Below are 14,886 nucleotides of genomic sequence, written 5' to 3' on the forward strand. Positions count from 1 at the left end.
GCCACCGCAGCCCAGGAGCAAGGATCATGCCGGGTCTGAATTGCCCGGCTGCGACCCAGGAACCCCGACCGTGCCCCGTATCGATACAGATACGTCGCGAAAGTTGACCGATAATGAAGCAAAGCATGTGTTCTGAAGAGAAATTTTACACCTTCATGAGAATGTTCGCACTGGGGGTGCCCTGGCACGGAAGTTGCTGGGCGTGTCATTGACATAACAACGATCTTGACCGGACCCCGGGGAACCCTTTGCTTTGAAACCGGAACGACCTTCCATTCTGATCGAAAAACCTTCGATCCTGATCCTTGGGACGCGCGGCATCCCCGCTTCCCATGGCGGCTTCGAGACTTTCGCCGAGCGGCTGGCGCTGTTCTTGGCCGGGCGCGGCTGGAACGTCGGCGTCTACTGCCAGAAAGAGGTCGAGCGCGTCGGCCAGCGGGTGGCCACCGACACCTGGCGCGGCATCGAGCGCATCACTATCGAGGTTGCTTCCAAGGGTCCGCGCGCGACGCTGGAATTTGACTGGCAATGCGTGCTCGACGCCGCCAGGCGGCCGGGCGTGTGCCTGGTGCTGGGCTATAATGGCGCGCTGTTCCTGACCTGGCTCAGGATCATGCGGCGCAAGATCATCACCAATATGGACGGCATCGAGTGGCGGCGGCCTAAATGGGGGCCGGCGGCGCGCAGCTGGTTCTGGCTCAACGAATGGATCGGCGCCTGGCTGTCGCACCGGCTCGTCGCCGACCACCCGGCGATCGCCGACCATCTGGCGACCAGGCGGCCGCGCAGCGCCATCGCCACGATCGCTTATGGCGGCGACCCGGTGACATCCTCGCCGGAAGAACCTATCCGCGCGCTAGGGCTGGAGCCCGGCAAATACCTGGTCTCGATCGCACGCGTCGAGCCCGACAACAACATCCTGCCGATCGTCGAAGCTTTCCGCCGCCGCGAGCGCGGCGACATCAAGTTGGTGGTGTTGGGCACGCTCAACGACGACATTCCCTATCACCGCGCGGTGCGCGAGGCGGCGGGCAACACGGTGGTGCTGCCGGGCGCGATCTACGATCAGGCGACGGTGAAGGCGCTGCGCTATCATGCGCGCGCCTATATGCACGGCCACACGGTCGGCGGCACCAATCCCTCGCTGGTCGAGGCGCTGGCCGCCGGCAACATGGTGATCGCCCACGACAACCCTTACAACCGCTGGACCGCCGGCGAAGCCGCGCTGTTTTTCGACAATGCCGACAGCCTGAGCGAGCGCATCGACGAGGCGCTGGCCGACGACGCGCTGGTGAAGCGCTGCGGCAAGGCGGCGCGCGAACGCGCCCGCGCGGCCTTCCGCTGGGATGACATCCTGCTTGCCTATGAGAAGGAAGCGCTGGACCTGCTCGGCGCCACAGCCCCGGCGCCAGCCGCGATCGATCGCGTCAAGCCCGGCGCCGCATGACCGGCTGGTCGCGCCGCCGGATCCTAAAGGCGGCGCTCGCCACGGCGACGGCGCCGCTGCTGCCACCGCTCCCATCGCACGCCCGTGCCGCGACCGGCGTGTGGCCGTTCAGGCGCGGCGTCAACGCCTGGCCGTGGTTTGCGCTGACGCGCGAATTTCCCGCGCCGCGCACCGATTACGACTGGCCGGCTTTCCAGTCGCAGCGGCCGGTGCCGACGCCAGCCGACCTTGCCCGGCTGCGCGCCAGCGGCCTCGATTTCATCCGCCTGCCGGTCGATCCCGGCCCGTTCCTCGCTTTTGCAGGCGATCACCACGCCAAGCTGATGACAATGCTGATCGACGCGGTCAACGCGGCCCTTGCCGCCGATCTCGGCGTCATCGTCAATGTGCAGGCCAACGGCGCCACGCATTACTGGAATCCCGACCGCATGGTTTCCAGCCGCCAAGCGCCGGAATTCACGCGCTACCAGGCTTTCGTCGGCGAGCTCGCCGGCCGGCTGGAAGGCATCGCCCCCGGAAAGATCGCGCTGGAGCCGGTCAACGAACCGCCACAGGACTGCACCTCCGAGACCTGGCCGGCGGTGCAGGCTGCGCTGCTCACCGCCGCGCGGGCCACGGCGCAAAACCTGCCGCTGGTCACGACCGGCGGTTGCGGTTCGATGGTGCGCGGCTTGACCGCGCTCGATCCGGCGCCGCTGGCAACCTTCGAGCCGATCCTGTTCACCTTCCACTTCTATGAGCCGTATCTGTTCAGCCACCAGGGCGCGCCGTGGATGCGCGAGCCGGTCTATCGAGCGCTGAACAACGTGCCGTGGCCGGCTTCCGCCGGTACGCTCGAGGCGACGCTGGCCTCCGTCAAGGCGCGGATGGCGCGGGATACGGAGACCTCGGAAGCGGACAGGCAGGCCGCCTATGCCGAGACCGAGCGCGTGCTGCAGGTCTATTTCGACGCCCGGCCCGATCGCCGTTTAATCGACGGCTACCTCAAGCAGGTGAGCGACTGGGCAGATGGTCACGGCATCGCGCCCGAACGCATCGTCATGGGCGAATTCGGCGCGCTGCGCACCGACGCCCGCTATGTCGCCGCGCCCAACCCGGACCGCGCCCGCTACATAACCGACGTACGGCAGAGCGCCGAAACCGCCGGCTTCCCCTGGGCGTTCTGGGACCTGTTCGACGGCATGGGCATGATGGACGACACATCGCGCGTGCTCGACCCGGCGATGGTCGAGGCGCTGGGGCTGACGATGCCGGCTGAGTGAGCCCGCGGTTAACGCGTCGATCTCGGACAACGCGCTTAAACCTTTGTTTTCATGCGTGCCGCTCTCCCAGACCGTCACACACCTTCAGACATAAGGCGTGCTCGCCATCGCCGCGTTGAGGCCTGCAGTGCCCTTGTCGACCAGCGCCAGGAAGACGTCCTTGCCCCTGTCGCGCGTCTGCCGGAATGTCCGGTGCCGCTGGTTCTCGTCGGGACGCGGGCGTAGTACGCCTCGCCGCGTTGCTACAGAGCGCTACGCCTGCATCGCTTGGCGCACATGAGACCGCGCCGGCCGATACAGCGCTAGCGCGATCACCACGAACTTGGTCATCAGCGTCGTCTTGGAGGCGAGACTTTCGGAAGTGTTGATCAGGATCAGCCAGCCCAGCATCACCAGCCAGACGCCGGAATGGCAGCGGCGCGCCACCTCGTGCATGAACAGGGCAAAGCCGAAGGCGATCAGCAAGGTGAAAAAAGCGCCCTGGTAAAGGATCATGCGGATGAGCGGGTTCTCGATGCCCTGCTCGAGGCCGCTGATGCGGCGCAGGCTGTCGACGAAGTCGACATCCGGCCCGACGATGATGTCGCGCAGTTCCAGATGCCTGAACAGATCGAACATCTCGACGCGCGCGTTGGCGCTGCCGTTGTCGGAGACGAAGCGCTCGAGCAGCGCGTCGAAGAAGCCCTGATAGCCAGCGACCGCGATGACCACCGGCAAAAGCGCGCAGAGCATGACGACGACCGCCACGCCGAGCAGATTGACGCGCCCCGTCCTGAGCTGCGCCATGCCCCGCAGCAACATATAGAAGCCGCCGAGCACAATCGTCAGCACCATGCCCGAGCGGCCGCCGAAAGCGACGAGCGCCGCGAATTGCAGGCCGACCAGCCCCCATTTGAGCGGCGGCGGCAGCGAGCGCGAACCAGACAGCAGCGCCAGCACATAGACCGAGGTGACGGTGGCATTGGAAAGCGGGTGGCCCTGCAGCGCCGTCGAGCGCAAATCCTGGGTGAATGTCACGCCGTCGAAGCGGTAGGGGAAGACCAGATGCTTGGTGGCGAATTCGAACAGCGCCAGGAGCGCATTCACCGTCATGACGGCGTGGACGACGACCGCCAGCCTGGCGAAGGTTTTTTCGTCGTCCTCCCCCAGCATCAAGACAAGCAGCGCCGGCGCCACGAAGGTGTCGATCATGCCGGCCATGCCGGGGCGTTGCCTCAGAATGACGACGACGAGCAGCACCGTCGAGATCACCGCCATTAGCGCCGAGGCCGGCCTCCTGTCGGCGACATGGACCATATAGCCAACCGGATTGCCGAAGACGCAGGAGCGCCAGATAAACACCAGCACCAAAAGATAGGTAGACGGGTGGATCTTGCTCAGCGGGCTGCCCTGCAGGCCATCGTAATTATAGCCGGCCAGCCACAGCATGCCGCCCGACATGCCAAACAAAAGCAGCACCACGCCGGTGAGGCCGAGGCGGGTCAGCGCATCGACGGGGACGATGCGCGGGCCGGCTTTGCGATAGGAGCCCGCAGGGGTGTCCGGAGCGGGCTGGCCGGGACTGGACGAGCCTGGGTCGGGCCAGCTTCGATCGAGCCGGACTGGGTCGGAATGGACAGCAGCGAGGCCATCTCAGGCCGCCTCGTCGACCAGCACGGCGCCAGTCGGCAGCCGCCCCATGACCGAGATCGCCTGCGAGGTCGTGGCGACGTCGCGCATCGGCGTGGTGTTCAGCCTGGCGACGAGCAGGATCTCGTCGGCCATGGCAACCAGCGGCGAGACGTTGAGGTCGTCGGTGAGTGCGCCGCCGTCGATGACGACGAGCTCGAAACTGCGGTTGGCCTCGGCCAGCATGCGATGGGCGAAATAGAGCGCCTGCGATTCCTGGAACACCGCCGTCGGCCGACCCCGGCCGACCAGCGCCACGCTGCTGCCGGGCGCGTAGCGGCTGATCGCCTCCAGCGGATAGTCGCCGCGCATGACGTCGAGTATGCCGGGCTGCGGGTCCTTCTGGTCCTTGCCGGCATTGGTGTCGATGAACAGAACGCGGCGGCCCCTCGCCGCGGCCGCATTGGCGAGCTGCCACGACACCCTGGCGCGCTGCGCCTTGTCCTCATGCGGCGACGTCACCAGGATCGAGGGCACCAGCGGCCAATCCGGCGGCCGCCTGGTGGCGGCTGCGATGCGCTGCAGCGCCAGCCCGGCGACGGCATCGGTCCTTTGCGCCGGACCATTGGATCGGCTGAACGGCCAGGGGCGCTTGCGCACGGTCTTGCCCGGCAGCACGCCCAGCACCGGCGCATCGATGGCCGACTGCATCTGGTTGGAGGACAGCACGGTCGGCGCGAGATATTCCGCGACCAGCGCCAGGCCGGTGCCCAGCGCCAGACCACCGAAGATGGCGCCGAACAGCAACAGCCATTTCGGCGGCCAGCTCTTCTTCAGCGCCGGCATGGCGTCCGAGATGATGCGCGCGTTGGTGCTGTCGACATTGGTCTGCTCGCGCGTTTCCTGGGCGCGCTGCAGGTAGTTGGCGTAGACGGTGCGCACAGCGTCGAGATCGCGCTGCAGTTCGCGCAGCCGCACCGAAGCCTGGTCGGTGTCGAGCGATTTCGACTTGAGCGCCGCGACCTGGCCCTCCAGCGCCTGCTGGTTGGCCAGAGCCCGCCCGTAATCGGTTTCCGCGGCGGTAACGATGCGGCCAAGCTCGCGCTGGATCAGCACATGCAGATCGCGCAGCTGCTGCTGCGCGGCGATCATCGAGGGATGGCGCGGCCCGAGCCCGGTGCCGAGCTGCGATATCTGGTCGACCAACGAGGCTTCCTGCGCCCTGAGGCTGGAAATGGTCGAGGAGCGCATCGCTTCCGAGGTCGCGTCCGGCGCGCCGCCCTGCCGGCGCAGCTGGTCGACCTGGGCCTTGAGCTGCTGGGTGCGCGCCTGCGCGGCGGTCAGCTCGGCATTGAGCCCGGTCAGTTCCTGGTCGCTGACCAGATTGCCCTGGGCCATCACCATGTTGTGCTGCGAGCGGTAGGCCTCGACGGCGTTCTCCGCCTGCTCGACGCGCCGCTGCTGCTCGTCGAGCCGCGCGGTGATCGCCTTCGACGCGTTGGCCGCCTTATCCCTTGCGCGCATCCGCCTGGTCGGCAAGGTAGGCCTTGGCGATGGCATTGGCCAAGTCCGATGCCGTCTGGGCGCTCTTGGCTGTGATGATGATGTTGAGCACCAGCACCTTGTCGTCGCGCTTCACCGCCAGGCGGCGGCGCAGCGAATCCAATGTTGTTGCCGTCCTGTCGGCGTCATCCGCGCCGAACAGCATGGCCATCCAACGGCTCAGCCCGCCTTGTCCGTTGAACTCCGGATTATCGGTAAGGTGGGTCGCTTCGATCGCACGCAGCAGCACGCCATTCGACTGCATCACGCTGACCTGGCTCTCGACCTGGGTGATGCCGCCATCGGGCGAGATGCGGCTTGGATTGACGTCGTTGGTGACGACCTGGAGATCTTCCGGGTCGACGATGATCTGCGCCGTCGATGAGTAGAGCGCCGGCGTCAGCAAGGCATAGGCCAGCGTCACGAGAGTCAGCAGCGCGACGGTGGCGAAGATCAGGAAGCGGCGGCGCAACAGGATGCGGCCGAGATCGCCGAGCTCGACCATGGCCGATTGCGGCGCAGGCGCGGGCGCATAGACGGGCATCGGCGCCGACCCGTCCGGAGCGTACTGCTGAGGCACCATGAGCAGGGATGATTGCAAAGGTCGCTCCGACAACGCTCCATCTGCCGGCAAAGTCGAAATCGCGGCGTCGATCTAGCTATTCCCGGCAACGATTAAAACATTGTTAATTATGTTAATTATTCATGGGGATCCTGGCATGAAGCTTGCTTTTCAGAAGTACAACCTGGTTGCAACCGGTAGCGGAGAAACGGGGCGCATGCGGCGGGAATTCGACTTGGCGGGCTGGCCCGACACCGGACAGGAACAGCCGGGGTCTTGGCCATGCGGCTAGCTCTGCGTCTCAACGGGGATTGCGTGCGCGCTTTCCATGTCAGCCTGGCCGAGCGGCTGGCGCTGCTTCCCGGCATGGAACTCACCATCGACGCCCGCCCGGCGGCGGGCGCTGTGCCGCGCGAGGCCGAGGCGCTGTTCCAGCTTGAAACGCTGATCCACCGCCTGCCCGCCAATGGCACGGCCCGGCGTGTGCCGATTTCGGCATTCGCAGGCTATGCCAAGCCGTCGGGGCCGGCCGATCTCACCGTCGACCTGTGCGGCGACGTCGGGCTGGAGGGGCGACGCGTCTGGCGCCTCAGCTACGACGGCGCATGCGGCGAGGCGGCGCTGCTGGCGCTGATCCTTGCCGGCCGCACGCCCACTGCCCGCCTCGAGCAGAACGGCGCAATCGTCGCCGAGGCGCGGCTTGGCACGGAATATCACGGCATCGCGCTTGCCTCCTTGCAGGACATGCTGGCGCGTTCCGCCAGCCTGATCGTGGCGGCCGTCAGCGGCGCGGCGCGTTCGGCCCTGCCGGTGCTGCCTGAACCGTCATCCGAGGCGCTGCCGCCGGCCATGCCGTCGGCGGCAAAACTCGGCGTGCGGGCCGCCAAGGCGACGGCACGCCGCATCGTCCAGCAGATCTATCATTTGTGCTACAACGCCCCGCACTGGCGGGTCGGCTGGCGCGAGACGCAAGGATGCGATCTCTTCGAGCTGCGCGCCCTTCCGCAGTCGGGCTGGCGCGACCTGCCCGACGACGGCAGCCGCTTCTACGCCGATCCCTTCCCCGTCCTCTACAAGGGCCAGGTGACGTTGTTCGTCGAGGATTACATCCACCGCACCGGCAAGGCGATCCTGTCGGCGGTGGCGTTCGGGCCTAACGGGCCGATCGGCCAGCCGAAGCCGGTGCTGGAACTGCCCTATCACCTCTCCTACCCCTTCGTGTTCGAGCGCGACGGCCAGATGTGGATGGTGCCGGAAAGCGGGGCCAACCGCAGCGTCGACCTCTATCGCGCCACCGCCTACCCGGGGGCTGGGTGAAGGAAGCGACTCTATTGTCCGACATCGTCGCCAGCGACGCCACATTGACCGAGCATGGCGGCCGCTGGTGGATGTTCGCCACCGTGCGCGACGGCGGCGCCTTTTCCGATCAGTTGCATCTGTGGTCGGCGCCCGACTTCCGCGGACCGTGGACGCCGCACCCGAAGAACCCTGTCATGATCGACATTGCCTCGGCGCGGCCGGCAGGCCGCATGGTCAGCCGCGGTGGAGCGCTTCTGCGCCCGGTGCAGGACTGCCGGCGCAGCTATGGCGCGGCCCTTGGCATCGCGCGCGTCACCAGGCTGGACGATGACGGCTTCGAGCAAGTCGTGGAGACGATCCTGACCCCGGGTGCCGGCTGGGCCGGCCGCAAGCTGCACACGCTCAACGATGCTGGCGGACTGGAATTCATCGACGGTTCGGCGATGGCGCCGCGCTGGAAACAAGCTAAGTCTCGGGAATTAACCTAACTTTTCATTGCTACCGGGCTCGCGCCTGGGTTGCTTGAGATTGTTTCGGCCACCAGGGATATTTGCCCCAATGGACTTTGGAGTAGGGAAATGAGCAGCGTGAAAGGCCATGAAACCCCTGCCGTACAGGCAGGTTTGGCCGAAGTCGAAGTGGCGATCGTCGGCGCCGGATTGGCAGGCACAAGCCTGGCCGCGGTGCTGGGCAAGGCCGGCTATAAAGTGGCGCTGATCGACCCGCATCTGGTCCATCATGAAGAGTTCCGGGCCGAGAAGATCGGCATGCAGCAGATGCAGGTGTTCGAGAAGATCGGCCTCGGTCCCGCCATCAGGCCCTTAGTGACGCCGATGACCGACATCCATGTCTATCGCCTCGGCCAGTTCTTCCAGCGCGAACAGAAATGGGAGTTCGCCTTCTCCTATGGCGCGCTGGTCAACGGCATGCGCCAGGCGCTGCCGCCGCAAGTGCCGCTCACCGTGGGCAAGGTCGCCGAGGTGTCGACCGGCCCGGACAAACAACGCCTGGTGCTGACCAACGGCGCCGTCATCGAGGCCCGCCTGCTGGTGGTGGCCACCGGCTACAGCGAGGCTATCCGGCGCGCCATCGGCATCGAACGCGTCGAGGAATCCAAGGCGCATTCGCTGTCGATCGGCTTCGACCTCGCGATCAAGCCGGATGAATGCGCCTTCAGCGCCGTTACCTGCTATGCGAAACGCCCGTCCGACCGCATCGCCTATCTCAGCGTGTTCCCGATCGGCGACCGCATGCGCGGCAACATGTTCGGCTACCATACAGTGGCCGACGATTGGACGCGCAGGTTCCGCGAAAATCCGCAACAGATGCTGTGCGACTTGATGCCGGAGATCGCCGGCCAATGCGGCAATTTCGCCGTCGCCAGTCCGGTCGAGGTCAGGCAGGTCAGCCTGACGACGACCAAGGGCCACCGTCGCGCCGGCGTCGTCGCCATTGGCGACGCGTTCTGGACGACATGCCCGACGCCCGGCATCGGCATCAACCGCGTGGTTACCGATGTCGACCGGCTTGCCTCGACCTACATCCCGCAATGGCTTGAGACGCCCGGCATGGACGCCGACAAGATCTGCGCGTTCTACGACGATCCGGTGAAAACCGCGACCGACGAAGCCAGCATGCGTTCCAGCTTCTACGCCAAGCAGATCACCATCGAGACCGGACTGGAATGGCGGCTGCGCCGACTGCGCAACAACGCCGCCCGCCAGTTGATGATCTTCGGTCGCAAATTCCGCCACGCCGGACAACCGGGCATGCCGCGCATGGCGTAAGCAACGGCAATTCCAGGAAAAGCGTGAACGGTTAAGTTCGGCGACTTCGCCGTGACCCTCCGTCCGGAATTGCGCAAAGACTATTGGGAGTGGAGCGGTTCCGCGGAAACGATGAACCGCTCTAGGGAGCCTTATCCCATCGCCCTGTTTTCAGGGCAACCACAGATCCAGCCGATCCCCCTCGCCGGGGCACCCGAGGTTCCCGACCGCGGGAACCAACTAGTGTGCCCTTTGTGCGGGGAATATGCCCGGGCCGAGCCCCCTCCCCGGAAAGGCGAACCCGTGCCCTGCCGCAGGTCCTCGCCTGGCTCCGCCCGGCACCTCTCTTTCGAAAAATTAAATGGCAGACGCATAGGCCGGCGCTCCTTGGCGTGGCCCAATTTCAGGGAGATTGGCTGTCGCCCTCGCTTCGCTATATTCCTTGAAAGAGGAGATTGCGATGACTCACATCCGGGCGATGGCAAGCAACGATCTGGCTGACGTGTCGCGGCTGCTCGGCGCCTCCTGGCGGCGCACCTATTCGCCGATCATGGGCGCTGAAAACGCCGCCCGGCTTTCCGATGAGAAGCACGCGCCCGAGATGCTGGCGACCGAGCTGGAGGACGAGGACAAGATGTCCTTCGTCGCCGAGCGCAACGACGGCTCGATCACCGGCTACGCCATGGCGGCAATGGACGGGCACGGCGACGTCATGCTGGAACGCCTGCATATCGAGCCAAGCGAGTTTGGCAGCGGGCTGGCCGTCGACCTCCTGCACGCCGTGCTTGCCGCGCATGCTGGCCTTCCGAGCATTGCGCTGGAGGTGATCGAAGGCAACGAACGCGCCGTCGCCTTCTATCGCAAGCATGGCTTCCAGGTGGTCGAGCGCCGGGAGGCCGCGCACGGCGTCGGCGGCCACGCCTCGCTGATCATGCGGCGGTTGCTGGCGAGGGCTTAGAGCTTCGAGCGGTTCTGGCGCCTAGGGCGAAATAGCCAATCTCCCCCTCGTGGGGGAGATGTCCGGCAGGACAGAGGGGGCGCCTCGCGCCGAGGGCTGGTTCAAAGCACTTCAGGCCGCAACCTGCGTCCTGAGCGCCTGCATCACGCCCTCCTCAAACGCCCCAGGCACGCTCCCCGCCTTAGCCAGCTCAGCCGCGTCCCAATCCCGGCTCAAGCGCCCCTCAGCCATCAGCACGGCGCGGTTGCAGAGCGCAGGCACCGCCTCGACCACGTGGGTGGAGACGATGATGGCGTGGCGTCCGCTTGCGGCCAGAGCGGTCATGACGCGCTTTGCCTCCCAGGCGGCAACGGGGTCGAGACCGTTCAGCGTCTCATCGAAGATCAGCAACGCCGGCGCGCCGATGAGCGTGGCGGCGATTGCGACCTTGGCCCGGGTGCCGAGCGAGTATTCCGCGATCGGCCGGTCGAGCCAACGGCCGAGATCGAGCCGCTCGATGAGATCGTGGCCCGGCGGGTCGTCCGGCGCGCAGGCACGGATCGAGGCGACGAGCTCGATATATTGGCGCCCCGAAAGCGATGCAGGCAATTCGTGCGGCTCGATGGCGAGGCCGAAGCCGGCCTTGGCCTGTTCCGGCGCCCTGGAAAGATCGATGCCGTCGATCACCACGCCGCCGCCGAGCAAGGGATCTGGCCGGTGATCGCCCGGATAAGCGTCGACTTGCCGGAGCCATTGGCGCCGAGCAAGCCAAGTATCTCGCCACGGGCAAGCGACAGATCGATACCGTGGACCACGGGTCGCCCGCGATAGCCGGCGCCTAGCGCCCTGACGGCGAGGACTTCCAATCTATCCATTGCGATACCTCTGTCTTGTCCGGCGCCACAGGAAAAGCACGAGCAATGCCAGACCGATGAGCACCGTGCGGCCGTATTCGAGCGTCTCGTAACCGGCGTAGCCGAGCGCGCCGAGGAAGCTCAGCATCGCCAGAAAGGGCGAATTCATGAAATAGGCGCCGAAGACCGCGTAGACGCCGTTCAGCGCTATAAGCCAGAGGCCACCTGCCGCCGGAATGGACCACGCTGAAGGCTCGGCCGCGAGCGCTGCGCCGGCGGGCAGCAGAAAGAAGGCGAGCGACAATTGCAGCGGCAGCCGCACCAACCGTAGCCAGAGGCGGGTGAAGCCGATAGGCGCGGTGCGCAGGACCGGCGAGCCGAGCGGCTGGCAGCGCAGGCTGAGCATGAAGACGATCAGACCGCCGCCAAGGCCGGCAACCGCCGCCGGCCCGGCCGAGTGGCCGGCGAGACTGATCCAGGCGCCGAGCAAGGCGGCCAAGCCAAGCGACAGGCAGACGATGGCCAGCTTCCATGTCGGGTGCACATAGCCGCCCGGCAGTCTCCACGCCCAGCTCGAAAGCCAGCGCGGCCGGGCGCGATCGAAGCGGCCGAACCAGGACCTGCCGGTCGGTGCCTCCTCACCTGCCTGCTCTTCGATCAGGACGAACGGGTGCCGCAGACGCCACCGGGTGACGGCCGTAAAGGCCGCGGCGAACAGGGCGGCCGCGCCAATGCCCCATGCCGGCGCCGATGGCTTTGCAATGGTCGTGCAGGCAAGCCCGACCGACATGGCGGCGAGCAGCGTGAGCGGGAAACCAAGCGTAAACGCCGCCACGCCCGCCATTCGCCGGCGCTCCACATCAGCCAGCGGCAGCGCCTTCAGGAACGGCGCGAAGGCGCGCGCCAGGCAAAGCCGCGAGACCGTACCGCCTGCCAGGCATCCCAGCGTGGCTAGTGTGAAGGGAAGTACGAGTGCCCACAGCAACTGGTCGTCGCGCAGCTTCTCCGCGGCGGCGTGTAAGGCGACGGCGACGTCGGCGATCGCGTAGGTCAACAACCCGCCACCGCCGAACACGATCCAAGCAATGTCGCCCCGGCGCATGGCGCGCACGCCACCCGCCAGTTCGCGCCAGAGCAGTGTCAGGACAAGTCTGTCGTGCCGCACGTGATCCGAATTCCGTTCCTCTCCCGTCCAGCGGAGGCGAAGATTGTGCCACCAATAGGGCCGTCGGACGCAAAGCCGCGCGATCACAGGCGCTCTCCGCTCGTACGGCCACGGTAGTCACGTCTCGTTGATCGTGCGGTGCATGCTGTCGAGGGCTTAGGCGATGTTGCAGGAACAGCGCTGTCGGCGAAGCTGCCAATCTCCCGCTCGTGGGAGAGAGAGAGATCAGCTGTCGCACCGGCTTTCGCCAATCGCCGCCGTTGCGGGAGCGGCGCCTTCAGTGAATTCCCCTTCAGGCCGAGCGGCGCAGCATCAGTTCGGCGTTGAGCAGTATCCGCTCTCCACCGCGCTTTGCGGCGGGGGCTGTTCGTCGAGCCGCTTCAGCAACAGCTCGATCGCCAGGCGGCCGATCTCGTTGTAGTTCTGCGCCACGGTGGTGATCGGCGGGCAGGCGTAGCGCGACAAGGGATGGTCGTCGTGACCGGCGACGCGCAGGTCGCAGTCGGCGCCGTGGCCGACCTTGAGGCCGAGCTCATAGGCGGCGCTGATGACGCCGAAGGCGATGCGGTCGTTGGCGCACAGCACCGTGCCGGTCGGGAAGCCGCCGGCCTTCAGGATGCGTAGCGCCTCGTCATAGCCGAATTTCTCGAAATCCCAGGAGCGCGCGTCCTCGACCGGCACGATCACCGGCGTCATCTTGAACTGCTGCATGGCCTCGACATAGGCCTCTTGCCTGGCCCCGGCGTTGTTGTTGACCAGCGGCATGGCGAAGTAGCAGGGCGGCTCGCCGGAGCGGCACAGATAATCGACGATCAGCCTAAAACTCTGCCGGTTGTCGGTGCCGACGAAGGACGAGGTCTCGTCGAGCGGCGAGTCGACATAGATCAGCGGGATCGACGCACCGAGCTCGGCCAGGATGCGGTGGTGCGAACGCACGCCGAGCGGTGCGATGATGGCGCCGGCGATGTTCATCGACCGAAAGGTCTGGATCGCCTGGTCCTCCATCTCTGCGCGGCCGTCGGAGGAGAGCACGAAAGCGAGGAAGCCGGCCTCGTTGGCGATCGTCTCGATGCGCCGCGTCAGCGCCATGTAGAACGGATCGGTGGAGTTCGGCACGATGACGCCAAGGATGTTCGAGCGTCGCCGGTTCAAATTGACGGCGAACATGCTTGGCCGGAAATCGGATTTCTTCAGCGCCGCCTCGATGGCGCTGCGGGTGTTCTTCCTGACCGAATTCGGATCGTTGAAGTATTTTGAGACCGTGGTGCGCGACAGGCCGACAAAGTCGGAAAAATCCTCCATCGTCCGGATCGTCTTTGCCATCCTTCTGCCCCTGTCGGTACCGCCGTCACGACTGTCTACGTGAGTCACCCTCTGGCGCAAAGGCGGGCGCCCCTTCTTAGTCGCCTGCCAATTAGCCGCCTCACCTGTCGGCCGAGAACTGCACCTTCATCGTTGACGGATCGCCGCTGTGCCTGGAGAAGAACGGCAGCATCTCGGCGAGCGGCAGCTGGTGGCTGACCAGCCTAGACATCGTGCCGTCGTCGCGGCTGAGGATCTCGAGCGCTTGCGGGATGTTTCGGTTCAGCGAATGCGAGCCGGCGAGCCTGATCTGGCGGCGGAAGATCTCGAACGGGGCGACCGCGATGCGGGCGTCCGGCGCGCAGACGCCGAAGATGAGCGCCGTGCCGCCATCGGCGGTGAAGCCGATCATGCCTTCGACCACTTTGGCGACACCGGTGGCGTCGGCGACGAAGTCGAAGCTCCCCGATCGCGCGACCAGCGCCTGCGAGCCTGAGACGAAGGGGGTCAATCCGAGCGCCTCGGCGAAGGCCAGGCGCGGTTCGCTGATGTCGGCGACGCCGACCTCCGCCACGCCCTTGGCCTTGAGCGACAGCGCCATCAACAGGCCGATCGGCCCGGCGCCGAAGACCAGCGCGGAGTCCGGCCGGCTCGCCTCGACCCCTGCCGCGCCAAGCCCGTTGAGCACGCAGGCGAGCGGCTCGGCCAGGGCGGCGGTGGCGAAATCGAGATCGCCGATGGAATGCAGATGGTCCACCTTGACCAGGCTGTATTCGGCAAAGCCGCCATTTTCCGTCACGCCATAGGCTTTGAGCGTGGCGCAGAGATTGGTCAGCCCCTTGCGGCAGGCGGCGCAATGGCCGCAGGGAATGTTGGGGTCGACAGCCACCCGGTCGCCGGGCTTCAGCGACGTCACATCCTCGGCCACAGCTTCCACGGTGCCGGCATATTCGTGGCCGGGAACCAGCGGAAACGCCCCTTCCCCGTAGCGGCCATGCAGCACCTCGATGTCGGTGTGGCAAAGGCCGGCCGCGCGGACCCGCACCAGTGCGTGGCCGGATTTGACCTTCGGCGTGTCGAGTTCCGCCATGCCGGCAACGCCTGCGGCGGCAAATCGGACAGCTTTCATTTTCTCATCTTCT

At 66.2% G+C, this 14,886-nt stretch carries 11 protein-coding genes and 2 pseudogenes; 5 read left to right on the forward strand and 8 right to left on the reverse strand.

Features of this window, described 5'->3' with window-relative positions; translation table 11 throughout:
• The first annotated feature begins 253 nt into the window (after positions 1-253).
• The gene (locus tag ACVDG8_RS04180; protein WP_447253567.1) at positions 254-1,447 is read left to right on the forward strand and encodes a DUF1972 domain-containing protein; all 1,194 of its coding nucleotides are present in this window, start codon (positions 254-256) and stop codon (positions 1,445-1,447) included.
• Positions 1,444-2,709, forward strand: a complete 1,266-nt coding sequence (locus tag ACVDG8_RS04185; protein ID WP_447253568.1) for a glycoside hydrolase family 5 protein — start codon at positions 1,444-1,446, stop codon at positions 2,707-2,709. Before ACVDG8_RS04180 ends, ACVDG8_RS04185 begins: the two co-directional genes overlap by 4 nt.
• Before the next feature lie 252 nt (positions 2,710-2,961).
• Here ACVDG8_RS04185 and ACVDG8_RS04190 read toward each other — a convergent pair whose 3' ends face one another.
• The 3 genes from ACVDG8_RS04190 to ACVDG8_RS04200 form a co-directional block, all read right to left on the reverse strand.
• On the reverse strand, positions 2,962-4,170 hold the full coding sequence (locus tag ACVDG8_RS04190) for a VpsF family polysaccharide biosynthesis protein (protein WP_455707550.1): 1,209 nt from the start codon (positions 4,168-4,170) through the stop codon (positions 2,962-2,964).
• A gap of 171 nt (positions 4,171-4,341) precedes the next feature.
• The gene (locus tag ACVDG8_RS04195; RefSeq protein ID WP_455707551.1) at positions 4,342-5,841 is read right to left on the reverse strand and encodes a GumC family protein; all 1,500 of its coding nucleotides are present in this window, start codon (positions 5,839-5,841) and stop codon (positions 4,342-4,344) included.
• Positions 5,825-6,460, reverse strand: coding sequence for a Wzz/FepE/Etk N-terminal domain-containing protein (locus ACVDG8_RS04200; RefSeq protein ID WP_455707552.1), 636 nt, complete (start codon positions 6,458-6,460; stop codon positions 5,825-5,827). Before ACVDG8_RS04200 ends, ACVDG8_RS04195 begins: the two co-directional genes overlap by 17 nt.
• Positions 6,461-7,270: 810 nt before the next feature.
• On the opposite strand from ACVDG8_RS04200, the pseudogene ACVDG8_RS04205 reads away from it, so the two are divergent.
• From ACVDG8_RS04205 to ACVDG8_RS04215, 3 genes and pseudogenes are all read left to right on the forward strand, one after another.
• Positions 7,271-8,208, forward strand: a pseudogene (locus tag ACVDG8_RS04205) (glucosamine inositolphosphorylceramide transferase family protein).
• A gap of 90 nt (positions 8,209-8,298) precedes the next feature.
• Positions 8,299-9,507: an FAD-dependent monooxygenase gene (locus tag ACVDG8_RS04210; RefSeq protein WP_447253571.1), complete on the forward strand. Its 1,209-nt coding sequence runs from the start codon at positions 8,299-8,301 to the stop codon at positions 9,505-9,507.
• 439 nt (positions 9,508-9,946) lie between these two features.
• Positions 9,947-10,444: a GNAT family N-acetyltransferase gene (locus ACVDG8_RS04215; RefSeq protein ID WP_447253572.1), complete on the forward strand. Its 498-nt coding sequence runs from the start codon at positions 9,947-9,949 to the stop codon at positions 10,442-10,444.
• Between the two features lie 111 nt (positions 10,445-10,555).
• Here the strand turns inward: ACVDG8_RS04215 and ACVDG8_RS04220 are convergent, their stop codons facing one another.
• From ACVDG8_RS04220 to ACVDG8_RS04240, 5 genes and pseudogenes are all read right to left on the reverse strand, one after another.
• A complete protein-coding gene (locus ACVDG8_RS04220) occupies positions 10,556-11,128 on the reverse strand; it encodes an ATP-binding cassette domain-containing protein (protein ID WP_455707553.1) in 573 nt (190 codons plus the stop codon).
• Entirely contained in the window at positions 11,107-11,298 is a 192-nt protein-coding gene (locus ACVDG8_RS04225; RefSeq protein ID WP_455707554.1) for an ATP-binding cassette domain-containing protein, read from the reverse strand. Before ACVDG8_RS04225 ends, ACVDG8_RS04220 begins: the two co-directional genes overlap by 22 nt.
• Positions 11,291-12,442 carry a hypothetical protein gene (locus ACVDG8_RS04230; protein ID WP_447253574.1) on the reverse strand — a complete coding sequence of 384 codons (1,152 nt, stop codon included), beginning with the start codon at positions 12,440-12,442 and terminating at the stop codon, positions 11,291-11,293. Before ACVDG8_RS04230 ends, ACVDG8_RS04225 begins: the two co-directional genes overlap by 8 nt.
• A 292-nt stretch (positions 12,443-12,734) precedes the next feature.
• A pseudogene (locus ACVDG8_RS04235) lies at positions 12,735-13,744 on the reverse strand (LacI family DNA-binding transcriptional regulator).
• Positions 13,745-13,865: 121 nt separating this feature from the next.
• Complete coding sequence (locus ACVDG8_RS04240) at positions 13,866-14,873, reverse strand: zinc-dependent alcohol dehydrogenase family protein (RefSeq protein WP_447253575.1); 1,008 nt, start codon at positions 14,871-14,873, stop codon at positions 13,866-13,868.
• Between the last annotated feature and the right edge of the window lie 13 nt (positions 14,874-14,886).

This window comes from Mesorhizobium sp. ORM8.1 (assembly GCF_053005525.2).